The sequence below is a fragment of the Nocardia sp. NPDC004722 genome, from assembly GCF_053601505.1.
Genome location: NZ_JBSGBY010000202.1, coordinates 1 through 12,694, shown reverse-complemented (window position 1 = coordinate 12,694; position 12,694 = coordinate 1). Strand labels below are relative to the sequence as shown.

Here is a 12,694-nt window from a genome sequence, read left to right as displayed (position 1 = left end):
GTGGGCTTGGGGGGGGGGGGGGGGGGGGGGGGGGGCCCGGGGGGGGGTGGGGGGGGCGCGCACCGGCCCCGGGCGGGGGGTGATGGGGGGCCGGGGCCGGGGCCCGGCGCGCACCTGGGAGAAACCGGCCTGGACCAAGGCCGCCGGGGCCACGCCCGAGGATGTCGCCGCACTGGTGAAAGCGGTCGGTGAGATCCTCGACGGCCGCGTCCTGACGCGCGACGAGTTGGTGCGAGAGATCATCGCCGAACCCCGATTCCAGCCGTTGGAGACGCATCTGCGGTCGGGCTGGGGTTCGATGCTCAAGCCGCTGGCCTGGCAGGGCGCCCTCTGTTATGGGCAAAGTCGCGGCACCGCAGTCACCTTCACCCATCCCACGCATGTGGTTCCCGGCTGGCCGGGTATTCCGGACCCCGATACCGCCGCGCCCACACTCATCCGCGCCTATCTCGGCGCGTACGGCCCGGCGACGCCGGACATCTTCAACAACTGGCTGACCCGCAATTTCTTGAGCAAACCGACTGTGCGCCGCTGGTTTTCGGAGTTGGGCGACGAACTGACCGAGATCGAGATCGAGGGCCGCACCGGCTACTTCCTCACCGAACACCTCGATGAGCTGGTCGCCACCGAGCCGACCGCGGCGGTCCACCTCCTGGGCCAGTTCGATCAGTACGTGCTGGGTCCCGGAACCGCCGACACCGCACTGCTGCCCGGCGATCACCGCGCCAAGGTCAGCCGCACCGCAGGCTGGATCTCCCCGCTGGTTCTGCTCGGCGGCCGCATCGCCGGAACCTGGGATCTCGACAAGGGCGAGCTGATCGTGTCGATGTTCGACGGCGCTCCCGCGCCTCTCACCGACATCTCCGCCGACCTACCACGTCTGAGCCTGGCCACCGGACAACCGATCGACTCCGTCCGCGCCGCTTGACCGTTCTCACCCGGGCTGGGTCATTCCCGATTCCCCCGGAATCCCCTGTGCGCGAACCATTTCGTCCGGGTGGATTTTCAGGGGTGTTCTCAGGGGTTGTCCGGATGTTCGGGACATTCGCCGTCCCTACCGTCGAGGTATGCGAATCGGGCTGATGGCGGCGGTGCTGGCGGTGGCGGGTGCGGCGGGTTGCGGGACGGTGAGTACGACGGCCCCGCAACCGGTCTCGACCACGCCGATGGCGGTCTCGCCGCAGCGGGTCGAGCGGGTCCGCGACGATATCGACGGGCTGGTGCGGGCCGGGACCACCGGGGCGATCGCCACCCTCACCGAGAACGGTCAGACGGTGACGTTGACGGCCGGGGTCGCCGATCGGACCAGCGGGGCGGCGATTCCGATGGCCCCGGCGCAGCAGGTGCGCATCGGCAGCATCTCGAAAACCTTTGCCGCGGCAATGATCATGCAGCTGGTGTCGGAGGGCAAGGTGCGGCTCGACGCGCCGATCGACACCTATCTGCCGGGTCTGCTGACCGGCAATGGCGTGGACGGGCGGGCGATCACCGTGCGGCAGATCCTGCAGCATCGCAGCGGACTGCCCGAGTTGTCGGAGGATCCCGAACTCGACGAGGTGAAGGCGGTGGGCGACCGTCGCACCTTCACCCCCGCCGAGGAGATCGCCATCGCGCTGCGGCATCCGGCGCAGTTCCCGCCGGGGGACCGGTTCCAGTACACCAACACCAACTTCATCGTGGCGGGGATGCTGATCGAAAAGGTGACGGGCAGACCGTATTCCGACGAGCTGGCCGCCCGCATCACCACCCCGAACCTGCTCACCGACACCTATCTGCCCGGCCCCGGCGAGGTCGACTTCCGCGGCCCCCACCCGCACGGCTACACCACCGTCGACGGCAAGCCCGTCGATGTCACCCGCTCCGAGCCGTCGATTCCCTGGAGCGCGGGTGGCCTCATCTCCACCGGGGCCGACCTCAACCGCTTCTACATGGCCCTGCTGTCCGGCAAGATCATCACCGACGCCCAGTCCCACGACATGCTGGCCACCCTGCCCGAATCTGCCGCCAACCCCCTCGAATACGGCCTCGGCATCGGTTACACCCAACTCTCCTGCGGCGCACGCTACTTCGGCCACACCGGCGGCATCGCGGGCTACACCACCATCTCCGGAGCCACCCCCGAAGGCCGAGCGATCACCCTCGCCCTCACCGACTCCGGAGCCCCTATCCCGAACTATCTCGATCTCCTCTCCCACGCCCTGTGTCCCTAGGCGGCCTCGAGGGTGGTGCGATTGCGGATGATGGCGAGGCCCGCGACGACGGACAGGACCAGCAAGGTCAGGGCGAAGGTCGTCGCGCCGGTCGAGAGGCCGACCACGTCGCTGAGGTATCCGACGCTGACGGGCAGCAAGCCAGCGGGGAGGTAGCCGCCGATATTGAACGCCGCGTTGGCTTCCGCGAGCCGTGCGGCGGGGACGGCATGGCCCAGGAGGGATAGGCCGCCGAGTTGACCCAGACCCTGTCCCGCTCCGGCGAGCAGGGCCGAGGCGATCAGGAACACCGGGGATTGGATGTGGACCGCGATGACCAGCGTCAACATGGCTAGTCCGGTCGCGATGGCCGAGATCGTCATCGTGACCGGGCGGGGCAGGGAGCGGGCCGCAAACTGGACGGCGGTGGCGGTGAAGAACATCGCGAAGGCCATGGCGCCCGCGACGATTCGGCTGGTGGTGCCGAGCAGGCCGGACAACAGGGCCGGGCCGAGGGAGAGCACGAACGAGGTCGCGGTGATGCCGGGGGCGAAGACGGCGATGCCGAGGAAGAGCTGACGGCGGTTCTCCAGCGGGACGCGGGGGACCCGGATCCACGATCCCGTGCCGCGCTCCGCGGGCCGGGCTACCGGCATGCGCAGCACCGTGATGTACGCCGTTGTGAGCAGTGCGATCTCGAGCAGGAACACAGAGACGGTGGGCGCGGGTACGGTCTCGGAGAGCACACCTGACAGCAGCGGGCCGACGCCCGCGCCCAGCACCATGGCCGTCGAGGCGAACAGCGCGCCGAGATGCTTGCGCTCCGGACCGGCCACATCCGCGACGGCCGCCATGCCCGCCGACACCGCGGCACCCACCGCGATGCCCGTCAGCAGCCGCGCGATCATCAGGGCGATGACACTGGGCGCGGTCGCGAAGATGAGGCAGGCGATGGCCGCGAGCAGCAGTGCCGGGAGCAGAACTGCCTTGCGCCCCAGCCGGTCCGAGGCGATGCCCGAGACCAGCAGGGAGCCGAGCAGTCCGACGATGTAGAACGCGAAGACGACGGTCATCGTGCCCTTGGAGAATCCGAAGTCGCGCTGCCACAGCACGTACAGCGGCGTCGCGGCATTCGAGAGCACGAAGACGGCGGTCACCGGCCAGGCGGCGAGCCAGATCCACCACGTCGGGGCCACCCGGGGGTGGGTTCCGAGATCGGCCGTGTCCGCCGGACGAGATTGTGTCGCAACCACTTCCACTACCTCCACTCATAGTTCGAATTAACTCGAACTAGTACGAATGAAGTCGAACATAGCATGCTGTACGATCAAAGTCGTACAAGCGCCGACGCCGAGGAGCCAGACCATGCCGACCAAGGTTCGCCCCACCTCGACGTTCGTGCTCCCGCCGGAACCCGCCACGGTCCCGGACCCGCTGCCCGAACCCACCCTCGACGAGCTGCGCCTGGAAACCGTCATGGCCGCCCTGAGCGACCCGCTGCGGCTGTTCATCGTGCAGAAGCTGCTGCTCGACGCCGAGTCCTACGACCACCCCTGCGGCTGGTTCGGCATCGACCGCCCGAAATCCTCACTGACACACCACTTCAAGGCTCTGCGCGAAGCCGGGGTCACACGTCAACGCCAGTACGGCCTCGAACGCCGCAGTCAGGTCCGCATCGACGACCTCCAGACCCGCTTCCCCGGCCTGCTCGACCTGGTCGCGGCGTGGCAGCCCGCCGACTGAGGCCCGCTAGGCTGCGCGAATGCGGACGGAGCGCGAGCAGCGACTGATCGACACGGTGGCGTGGGTACGGATCGAGGACGGTCAGATCCTGTGCGCGCGGCCGCGCGGCAAGGATGTCTTCTATATCCCGGGCGGCAAACGCGAAGGCGCGGAGACGGATCTGGAGACTCTCGTCCGCGAGATCCGCGAGGAGCTTACCGTCGAGCTCACGCCCGAATCCGTCGCCCACGTGGGCACCTACGAGGCCCTGATTCCCGACGCGGTCGTGCGGATGGCCTGCTACACCGCCGAATATTCCGGCACGATCGCGGTCAGCAGCGAGATCGAGGAAATCGCCTGGTTCACCTACGCCCATCGGCCGCAGGTGCCGCCGGTGGATCAGCTGCTCTTCGACGATCTGGTGGCCGACGGCCTGCTCACACGCTGACGCGCGGCACGAAAACTGGAACAGGTACCGCATCCGTACTCACCGGTAATCATACACACACTGGTCAATTTGTAGAACGTGTTCTAGTGTTGTGGGCACAACGTTTCCAGTGCCGGAAAGTTCAGAGGAGCCCACCACACATGCGTACCGAGATCTGTGATCGCCTCGGCATCGACGTGCCCATCTTCGCCTTCACCCACTGCCGCGACGTGGCCGCCGCGGTCAGCAATGCGGGCGGTCTGGGTGTGCTCGGCGCGGTCGGTTTCACCGCGGAGCAGCTCGAGGTGGAGTTGCAGTGGCTCGACGACCACGTGCAGGGCGTCTACGGCGTCGACCTGGTCATTCCCTCCAAATACGAGGGCAAGGGCGTCGAGGGCCTGAGCCCCGAGGAGCTGGAAGCCCAACTGGCCAAGCTGGTTCCGCAGGGCCACCGCGACTTCGCGGAGCAGATCCTCAACGATCACGGCGTGCCGCACCTGCCGCCGGAGGAGAAGCACAACCAGCTGCTGGGCTGGACCGCCACCACGGTCGCCCCGCAGATCGAGGTGATTCTGAAGCACCCCAAGGCGAAGCTGGTCGCCAATGCGCTGGGCACGCCGCCCGATGACGTGATCAAGCAGATCCAGGACTCCGGCCGCCTCATCGGCGCGCTGTGCGGTTCGGTCAAGCACGCGCTCAACCACAAGAACGCCGGGCTCGACTTCGTGGTCATGCAGGGCACCGAGGGTGGCGGCCACTGCGGTGAGATCGCCTCGATGGTGCTGTGGCCGCAGGTGATCGACGCCATCGGCGATATGCCCGCCCTCGCCGCCGGCGGCATCGGCAACGGCCGTCAGGTCGCGGCCGCGCTCGCCATGGGCGCGGCGGGCGCGTGGACCGGTTCGCTGTGGCTGACCGTCGAGGAGGCCAATGTGCCGCCCGCGCAGATGCAGACCTACATCGACGCCACCAGCTCCGACACCGTGCGCTCGCGCTCGTGGACCGGCAAGCCGTGCCGCATGCTCAAGAACGACTGGACCGAGGCGTGGGAAGCGCCGGAGAACCCGAAGCCGCTGGGCATGCCGCTGCAGATGATGGTGGCCCTCGACGGCGTCAAGCGCGGGCACCGCTACCCCGAGCAGGCCAAGGACGTGAACTTCAACCCGGTCGGCCAGGTCGTCGGGATGATGAACAAGATGGAGCGCTCCGCCGACGTGGTGCAGCGGCTCATCGCCGAGTACCTGGAGTCCTGCGAGCGGCTCAACAAGCTCAACAACGGCTGACAGACAGCACAATTCGGCGCGCCGGGCAGGGCTACCTCGGCGCGCCGAGTCGTTTCCGGCGGCAGTTGGTCGCCGGAATGGTTACGAGTGGGTCCGTGCTGCGGCCACGGTGAACGTCAAGCTGCCGATGGCGACCGCGCCTGCGGTCGCCAACAGAAGCAGCCCCATGGGCGAATGGCCGACGCCGTCGCCCAGCACGCGCCAGATCTCGGAGCGCAGGCCGACGGTGATCGGCATTCCCAACGCGGCGGCTGTGACGGCGGCGCGGACCATGCGATGCGTTCGGTTCGGGCGCGGTCGCGGGGCGATGAAAACGAGGATGTGGTTGCCCAGCATCGCGATACCGAAGAATCCGGTGGTGGCGATGACGATCGCGAACAGGATGAGCAGCGGGTCGGTCCAGCTCTCGCCGACGGCTTGCGCGGCGACCACCGCCACCCCGGCGCACCCGGCCGCCGCCGCGAGCACGGCGATGTCGTGACGGCGGGCGAACGCCGCCACCGAGCCCAGGAACTCGGGACGGACGATGGTTCGTCCGCCGGTGAGCAGTGCGGCCAGCGGTTCGATGTCGTCGACCCAATCCGCGTCGTGCGCCCGTCCGGACTCCGGCAGTCGCAGCGCTTTTCGTTGCAGGATCAGCCCGGCGACCGCGACGGCGGTGAGGATGGCGAGTGCGGCGATCAGCACCGGCGTGGTCGGTGCTCTCCAGTCCTCGCGATCGGCCCGGGCGGCGACCGCGACCCAGTCCACGGCCGCGCTCAACGCGACCAGCCCCGTTATCGCGGTGGCCGTCCGCACCAGCTGTGCGACCCGAAAGGCGGGCTGGGGTTGCCCCTTGCGCCACAGCAGCATTCGCAGTGCGAGTAGCAGGAGCACGCCCGGCACAACGAATTCGGCGAAGGACACCATGACGTCATACGGGTCCGCCTGCCACGGGCTCGCCGCTCGTACGGCCTTGGCCTGGGTTGTCGTCCATGCCAGGGCGACGAATCCGGTACCCGCCGCGAACGAGGTCGTCAGCGCCGCGGCCGTAACACCCCGGACCCCGTCGTCGGCCGATTCCAACTGTCGATTCTCCACTGCTACCACTCCTTTCGACCGGGTACTGCCGGTCACCCTCGCGATAGTACGCGCCGCGTACTACGCAGCACGAGCTACGCAATGTGTACTACTCTGCGAGGAGAGCCGAAGAGGAGGTCGTCATGCTGGCCAACGACGCACAGGTGCTGGTGATGTGGGCGCTCGCCGAGGGGCCGTTGCACGGCTATGCGATCAATGCCGCGATCGAGGAATTGGTCGGTGAACGATTGGCGGCAGGAAGCCTCTACGGAGCGCTGGCGCGGCTCGAAGCCAAAGGATTGATCGAAGCACTCGATGGCGTCGGGCGGCAGCGTCCGGTTCGCTTGACCCCGCAGGGCACGGCCTTGCTGGAACGAGAACTGCGGTCGATGGCCGAGGTGTCGAGCACCGGACTGCGGCGCCTGGGGGTCAGCCCGGCATGATCGGCTTCACCCGAATCCTGGTGCGGCTGCTGTATCCCCGGCCCTACCTCGACAGGTGGGGTGAGGACCTGTGCGCCGCAGCGTGTTTCGACGGCTGGCGATCCTGGCCGAATCTGGTCACGAGTGCGGCCGGGATCTGGCTGCGACCGGCGATCTGGCCGCCTCGTCACCGCGGGCAGCGCAGCGCGCGGGCGGAGGCGATGATGCTCGCGGTCGCGGGCTGCGGATGGTTCATCGCCAATCTCGTCACCGAGGACTCCGACACCGGCTTGCGACAGGTGCTCCGGGGTTGCGCGATGGCCCTGCTGGTGGGATGCGTGTTGGTGACGCCGATGCCACGCTTCGGCAGGGCCGCGCTGGCCGCGGCGATCCGCAGTTCCGCGCGATACTTCGCCGTGCCGCTGACCCTGGTCGCGGCCGTGGTGATCGCCGTGCACGGCGGTGTGCTGCCGCGGATTCCGCCGACGCCGATCCGGCTGGTTCTGCTGTCGGCGTGGTGGATCGGGTGGATGTCGGTCGTCGGTGCGGGTTCGCGGGTCCTGGCCAATCTCGGCCCCGACGCCGTGATCGCACCGCGGCGGTGGCGAGCCGGTCTCGGAGGTTTGATCCTGGCGGTGGTGGCCGCGACCGCGGGTGCGGTCTTGCTGATCTTCGCGTTCTCCGGCGCCCGATTCGATCCGTTCGCGGCCGGTTGCGGCGCACTCACAACGGTGTTCGCGATCGCGGCCGTCGTGGGGCTCTGCGAGCTACCGTCTCTCACGGACTGAGGTCGACTCCTTTCACAACGCGGGACCGCCGCCGGTCGGGTTGCCCGGTCGCGCGCGGCGAGCGCGTTAGTGTGGGTGACATGGGCAAGGGCGAGCGGGTGCTGCGGGCGGCGTACTACGCGCTGCTGTCGCTGCAGGTTGCCTTCGCGCCCACGGGGGTTCGGGCTCGCGTAGTCCGACGGATGTTCCGCGCGCCGTTCGAGTTGCGGGAACCGGGACCGGTGCGGTCGGCCGTCCATACGGTACTGGCGGCCGCGGTCGCGCTGGTCGCCTGGTTCGCCGCCTTCCTCATGATCATGGCCGCCGTGCGTGGCCTGTTCTATCCCTTGATCGCGGCGCACGACTATCAACATTCCTGGGGCGGGCCGACATTGGCGGGCGCGTGGGCGGTCCACTTCGCCGGGGGCGTGCTGCTGCTGCCGCTGTGGGTGCTGCTGATCGCGGGACTGGGGCTGCTCGAACTGCGTCTCGCCCAACGATTGCTGGGACGGATCGGGCCGTGGTGGCCGGTGCCGGTGGCCGTCGTGTTGTCCGCGGGCGGCGTCGTGTTCTTCATAGCCTGGTGGCATCAGATCTGACACGACACTCGCGACGCGCCGGATTCGGGCCCGAAGTGCCTGCACCGTCATTGTTTTCGATCTTGCCGCACCGCAGCATGGAAGGGCGGAGTGTGACACGCGTCTCCGAAACCACCCTGCGGCTTGCTGTTTCGGGCCACCGATTGCCAAGGTTTGCGGGATATGTTGCAGAAGCTACGTTCGTCTCCCGCGCTACGCCGTGCGCTGAAAGCGGCGCTCTCGCTCCTGTTCGTGGTCGCCCTGGCCGTCGTGACCGTGCTGATCGAAAAGCACACGGGCACCGGTAAACCGGAATCGAGCGGGCCACCCGCTCCGTCCGGGCCCGTCCAACCGGCGGGATCGGCCAAGGAGATCAGTGCCCTGCTGGGCAAGCTGAAGGTCGCCGACGAACAACCGATGACCGGTTATTCGCGCGACCGATTCCCGCACTGGGACACCGAGAAACCCGAACACGGATTCGGTGACGACTTCGCGCAATACAGTCGCTGCACCACGCGCGATGTGGTGCTGCTGCGCGACGCCACCGGGCCGGTGAAACTCGACCCGGCCTCGTGCAAATTGAGCGTCGGCAGCAATGGCGGCTGGCGCGACCAGTACGGGGTCATGGACAAGAAGACCAATGCCCTCAAGCCCTACAAGTGGACCACCGATTCCTCGGCGCTCGACATCGACCACATCGTGGCCTTGGCCGAGGCCTGGCGCTCGGGCGCCTCGAAGTTCGATGACGACACCCGCCGCCATATCGCGAATGACGCGCTGAACCTGGTGGTTTCCGATCCCACGGCCAACCGCTCCAAGGGCGACCAGGATCCGTCGAGTTACATTCCGCCCGGGAATTTCCGGTGCGCCTATATCGGGCACTACATCCAGGTGAAAGTAAAGTACGGGTTGAACGTCGATACCAAGGAGCAGGCCGCACTGCAGACCGCGGTGCAGGAATGCGTCACCAAGGGAGGCTTCACATAGTCGCCATCGTCGAAATCCGCAGCGAGACAGCCGTCATGACCCGGGAAGAGGGAACGGTCTCCGGGGATCTCGATGTGACGCTGGATTATTCGGGGCACGGGCTGGTGCGGTATCGCGGCACCGCCACCTGGTACACGATCGGCAATCTGGAGGACGAGCAACCGCGCAGCTGGAACAGTGTGCAGGAGCTGGCCACCGCCATCGAGAACGAGAGCGGTGACCGCGACGCCGCCGGCAATGTGCAGCCGTTCGAGGCGTAAAAGCTAGTTCTGCACGGCTTTCAGGGCTTCGGCGCGTGTCTTGACCGCATTGGTCATGCCCTCGAACCCGGTGGTCAACGCGCTGCCCAGCAGTCCGGAGACCACCGGGGCGAGCAGGCCGTTGAGCTGGAAGTGCGAGACGTAGCGGGTGCGGCCGTCCGCCAGCGCGGTCACGGTGTGCGCACGCTCGCTGCTGAGCAGGCCCAGCGGTACGGGCTTCATGGCGTAGCTGAATTCCTCGCCCGGGGTGTGGGTGCGGATGAATTCGCGCTGCTGCTTGGGTTTCGGGCCGACCAGGCGCACCTTCATGTCGATCGGCGACCCCGGTTCGAGGGTGGTCTTGCACTCCAGGCAGAAGGGATTCCATTCCCCGTACCTGTCCACATCGGTGAGCACCTGCCAGACCAGCTCGGCGGGCGCGTCGATCTCCACGGTTCTGTCGATGACGAAGGCCATGAGGGAACCTTACTGAAACTGGTTCTAGAAGGTGGGATCGGCCGTCGTATATTGCTTTGCCAACCCCGGTACGGTCGGGGCATGACGCTCGCGGACCGCTTCCCCCTGCTGCACGCCCCTGCCCGCTGGGAGTGGGGCGGTCTGGATGTTCAGTTCTCCACCGAACTCCCGCCCGACGAACTCGTCACCAACATCCATGTCGTGTGCTTCGTCGGCGACCGCATCGTGCTCTGCCGCGATGATCGCGATGTCTGGATCCTGCCCGGCGGCACCCGTGAGGCCGGGGAATCCATCGAATCCTGTGTCGCCAGAGAACTCGTGGAGGAAGCCGGAGCCGAATTGATCGGGCCCATCCGGCAATTCGGCGCGCATTACGCGACGACGGACCGGCCCACCCCGTACCGGCCGTGGCAGCCCCACCCGCACAAGGCGTGGCTCTGGTGCACCGCGGACGTGACCCTTACCGGCCCGCCCACCAATCCCGATGACGCCGAGACCATTCTCGAAGTCGGGCTGTTCACGTTGGAGGAGGCCCGTGTGCGAGCCGCCAGGGATGGGTCCTACGTGCCTGATCTCCTCGTACTGGCCACCGAGTTCCATACTGCCCAATGAATTCGGGGGGAGCGGGAGCGCCGCGAGGGTGATTAACTCCCAGCAGGATGAAAGCGTTTCGTTTCAGTGTATTGGCCCTGGCCGCCGCCGCTTCGATCAGCGCGGCCGGAATGAGTGCTGCGGCTACGGCCGAGGGTAAAGAACTTGTGGTGTTGGGCGATTCGTTCAGCGCCAATGCCTGGATGGTCGAGGACCACGCGACCGAATGCCGCCACGGCGACACCTCGTGGCCCACTCGATTGAGCACGCTGATGGGCGTCGCGGGCACCCCGGATTACGCCGACCTCTCCTGCCCCGGCGCATCCCTCGACACCCCGCCCAGTTACACGGCCACCACCGAGGCCCAACAGGCCGATCAGGCAGGCGCTTTCGGGCCGCGAACCAAGCTGGTGGCCTTGCAATTCGGATTGAACGACCGCTGGGGCACCGATGACACGACCCTGTGGTACGCCCTCCAGCACTGCGTGCTCGATCTGATCGGCGGGTGCGGGACCGAGGCCACGGCACAGAACCGCCTCGTGGGCCCCGACAAGCTGACCGGCGCGAAATACGCCGAACGCCTGCGCAGCGTCATCACCTACATCAAGTACTACGCGCCGAACGCCCGCATCGTGCTCGTCGGATACCCGGAATTCTTCCGCCCCGGTCAGGACTCGGTGTCCTTCAACGCCTTCGGCGTCGTGAGATTCGTCCAGCCCCGCGGCCAAGCGGCCCTCGACGCGCTCGATCGCCTCGACCGCGCCCAACGCGAAGCCGCAACCCTCCTGGGCGTCGACTTCTTCGACGCCCGCGCAGCCACCACCGGCCACGGCCTCGGCACCGACCAGCCCTGGCTCAACAACTTCCAGGACCCCCGCGACCCCAACGCCATCCCCTTCCACCCGACCCCCCGCGGCGACGAAGCCGTAGCAACGGCAATCCACGATCAGTTCGCCGTCTGACGGGCACTCACTCCGCGGTACGGGGGTGGTCTCACACCGGTGAGGGATCCGCGTTCACGTGACGCCTCCCTACGCTCCGTCCATGATGGGCGAGGGTACAACCGCGGCGGTGCCGAGACTTCGGGAACTCGATGCCTTGCGGGGATTCGCGCTCGGCGGAATCCTGCTGGTCAATATCGAGATCATGTCCGATCCGAGCGGATTCGCCGCCGGAACCGCGAGGACGCTATCGGAGGCGTTGTTCCACAATAAGTTCTACGTCCTGTTCGCCTTCTTGTTCGGCTATTCGCTGACCATGCAATTCCGGTCGGCGGCGCGGGTTCGAGCGAGCGGACGCAACCGCACGATCCGACGATGTCTCACACTCATGGCGATCGGTGTCGTGGACGCGGTGTTCTTCTTCACCGGGGATGTGTTGTTCGGGTACGGGGCGCTCGGACTGGCGCTCTTGGCGCTGAGCAGGTTTCGTGCGCGCGTACTCTTGTGGATCGCCGCGGTCATGTACGGGCTCGGGGCCATGGCCATCGCCGTCATGAGTGCGCTGGCCGGAGGCGGAGCGGGCGTGGAGCCCGCCGAGCACGAGCGGCTCCTCGACATCGTGCGTGCCGGGTGGGGCCGGGCGGCAGCGTGGCGCTGGGAATTGTTCGTCGACCGACTCCCCACCTTTCTCCTGTTCGGTCTGGTCAATGTCCTGCCGCTGCTGCTGGTGGGATTCGCCGCCGGGAAGGCTCGACTCCTCGAATTCCCCGAGCGCTATCTCCCACTGTTGCCGCGCGTGCAATGGATCGGTTTCGCTGTGGGACTGCCGATCGCTGCACTGTCCGCCATCACGCACTGGCTGCCACTTGCCGGACCCACCGTCATCGCGGACCCGCTACTCGCCGCGGCATACGCAGCCACCCTGCTGCGAACCATCCTTGGCCACCTGCTCGTCCAGGTGCAGCGGCACCGGATCACCGGAGGCCGGGGAGTAGCGGTAGGTCTGGTCGGC

At 67.4% G+C, this 12,694-nt stretch carries 15 protein-coding genes and 2 pseudogenes; 13 read left to right on the top strand and 4 right to left on the bottom strand.

From position 1 onward, the window contains the following. The first annotated feature begins 82 nt into the window (after window positions 1-82). On the top strand, window positions 83-928 hold the full coding sequence (locus ACWELQ_RS20715; protein ID WP_452398674.1) for a DNA glycosylase AlkZ-like family protein: 846 nt from the start codon (window positions 83-85) through the stop codon (window positions 926-928). 139 nt (window positions 929-1,067) lie between these two features. Then, window positions 1,068-2,210: a serine hydrolase domain-containing protein gene (locus ACWELQ_RS20710; RefSeq protein ID WP_452398673.1), complete on the top strand. Its 1,143-nt coding sequence runs from the start codon at window positions 1,068-1,070 to the stop codon at window positions 2,208-2,210. Here the strand turns inward: ACWELQ_RS20710 and ACWELQ_RS20705 are convergent. Then, window positions 2,207-3,442: an MFS transporter gene (locus ACWELQ_RS20705; protein ID WP_452398672.1), complete on the bottom strand. Its 1,236-nt coding sequence runs from the start codon at window positions 3,440-3,442 to the stop codon at window positions 2,207-2,209. The two genes, ACWELQ_RS20710 and ACWELQ_RS20705, sit on opposite strands and share 4 nt — an antisense overlap. 112 nt (window positions 3,443-3,554) lie before the next feature. Between ACWELQ_RS20705 and ACWELQ_RS20700 the strand changes: the two genes are divergently transcribed. The 3 genes from ACWELQ_RS20700 to ACWELQ_RS20690 all read left to right on the top strand — a co-directional run bounded on the left by ACWELQ_RS20700 (window position 3,555) and on the right by ACWELQ_RS20690 (window position 5,621). Continuing rightward, window positions 3,555-3,932 (top strand): ArsR/SmtB family transcription factor, encoded by a 378-nt coding sequence (locus ACWELQ_RS20700; RefSeq protein WP_452398671.1) that lies wholly within the window; start codon window positions 3,555-3,557, stop codon window positions 3,930-3,932. 19 nt (window positions 3,933-3,951) lie between these two features. Then, complete coding sequence (locus ACWELQ_RS20695; protein WP_452398670.1) at window positions 3,952-4,359, top strand: NUDIX hydrolase; 408 nt, start codon at window positions 3,952-3,954, stop codon at window positions 4,357-4,359. A 140-nt stretch (window positions 4,360-4,499) separates the two neighbouring features. Continuing rightward, window positions 4,500-5,621 carry an NAD(P)H-dependent flavin oxidoreductase gene (locus tag ACWELQ_RS20690; RefSeq protein WP_452398669.1) on the top strand — a complete coding sequence of 374 codons (1,122 nt, stop codon included), beginning with the start codon at window positions 4,500-4,502 and terminating at the stop codon, window positions 5,619-5,621. Window positions 5,622-5,702: 81 nt separating this feature from the next. Here ACWELQ_RS20690 and ACWELQ_RS20685 read toward each other — a convergent pair whose 3' ends face one another. Next, the gene (locus ACWELQ_RS20685) at window positions 5,703-6,701 is read right to left on the bottom strand and encodes a hypothetical protein (protein WP_452398668.1); all 999 of its coding nucleotides are present in this window, start codon (window positions 6,699-6,701) and stop codon (window positions 5,703-5,705) included. 122 nt (window positions 6,702-6,823) lie between these two features. Here ACWELQ_RS20685 and ACWELQ_RS20680 point away from each other — a divergent pair, with 122 nt between their 5' ends. From ACWELQ_RS20680 to ACWELQ_RS20660, 5 genes are all read left to right on the top strand, one after another. Further along, window positions 6,824-7,123, top strand: coding sequence for a PadR family transcriptional regulator (locus ACWELQ_RS20680; RefSeq protein ID WP_452398667.1), 300 nt, complete (start codon window positions 6,824-6,826; stop codon window positions 7,121-7,123). Beyond that, complete coding sequence (locus ACWELQ_RS20675) at window positions 7,120-7,890, top strand: hypothetical protein (protein ID WP_452398666.1); 771 nt, start codon at window positions 7,120-7,122, stop codon at window positions 7,888-7,890. Before ACWELQ_RS20680 ends, ACWELQ_RS20675 begins: the two co-directional genes overlap by 4 nt. Before the next feature lie 80 nt (window positions 7,891-7,970). After that, window positions 7,971-8,468, top strand: a complete 498-nt coding sequence (locus tag ACWELQ_RS20670) for a hypothetical protein (RefSeq protein WP_452398665.1) — start codon at window positions 7,971-7,973, stop codon at window positions 8,466-8,468. Window positions 8,469-8,630: 162 nt separating this feature from the next. Beyond that, window positions 8,631-9,434, top strand: coding sequence for an HNH endonuclease family protein (locus ACWELQ_RS20665; protein ID WP_452398664.1), 804 nt, complete (start codon window positions 8,631-8,633; stop codon window positions 9,432-9,434). A gap of 35 nt (window positions 9,435-9,469) precedes the next feature. Continuing rightward, entirely contained in the window at window positions 9,470-9,694 is a 225-nt protein-coding gene (locus ACWELQ_RS20660) for a hypothetical protein (protein WP_452398663.1), read from the top strand. A gap of 3 nt (window positions 9,695-9,697) precedes the next feature. Here the strand turns inward: ACWELQ_RS20660 and ACWELQ_RS20655 are convergent, their stop codons facing one another. Next, window positions 9,698-10,150 carry an SRPBCC family protein gene (locus tag ACWELQ_RS20655; protein ID WP_452398662.1) on the bottom strand — a complete coding sequence of 151 codons (453 nt, stop codon included), beginning with the start codon at window positions 10,148-10,150 and terminating at the stop codon, window positions 9,698-9,700. An 81-nt stretch (window positions 10,151-10,231) separates the two neighbouring features. On the opposite strand from ACWELQ_RS20655, the gene ACWELQ_RS20650 reads away from it, so the two are divergent. The 3 genes and pseudogenes from ACWELQ_RS20650 to ACWELQ_RS20640 form a co-directional block, all read left to right on the top strand. Continuing rightward, window positions 10,232-10,762 (top strand): NUDIX domain-containing protein, encoded by a 531-nt coding sequence (locus ACWELQ_RS20650; protein ID WP_452398661.1) that lies wholly within the window; start codon window positions 10,232-10,234, stop codon window positions 10,760-10,762. Window positions 10,763-10,911: 149 nt separating this feature from the next. After that, complete coding sequence (locus tag ACWELQ_RS20645; RefSeq protein ID WP_452398660.1) at window positions 10,912-11,703, top strand: SGNH/GDSL hydrolase family protein; 792 nt, start codon at window positions 10,912-10,914, stop codon at window positions 11,701-11,703. A gap of 82 nt (window positions 11,704-11,785) precedes the next feature. Next, window positions 11,786-12,205 (top strand): annotated as a pseudogene (locus ACWELQ_RS20640) (heparan-alpha-glucosaminide N-acetyltransferase domain-containing protein); the annotation flags it as partial. A gap of 396 nt (window positions 12,206-12,601) precedes the next feature. Here ACWELQ_RS20640 and ACWELQ_RS20635 read toward each other — a convergent pair. Next, window positions 12,602-12,694: pseudogene (locus ACWELQ_RS20635) on the bottom strand (dehydratase); the annotation flags it as partial.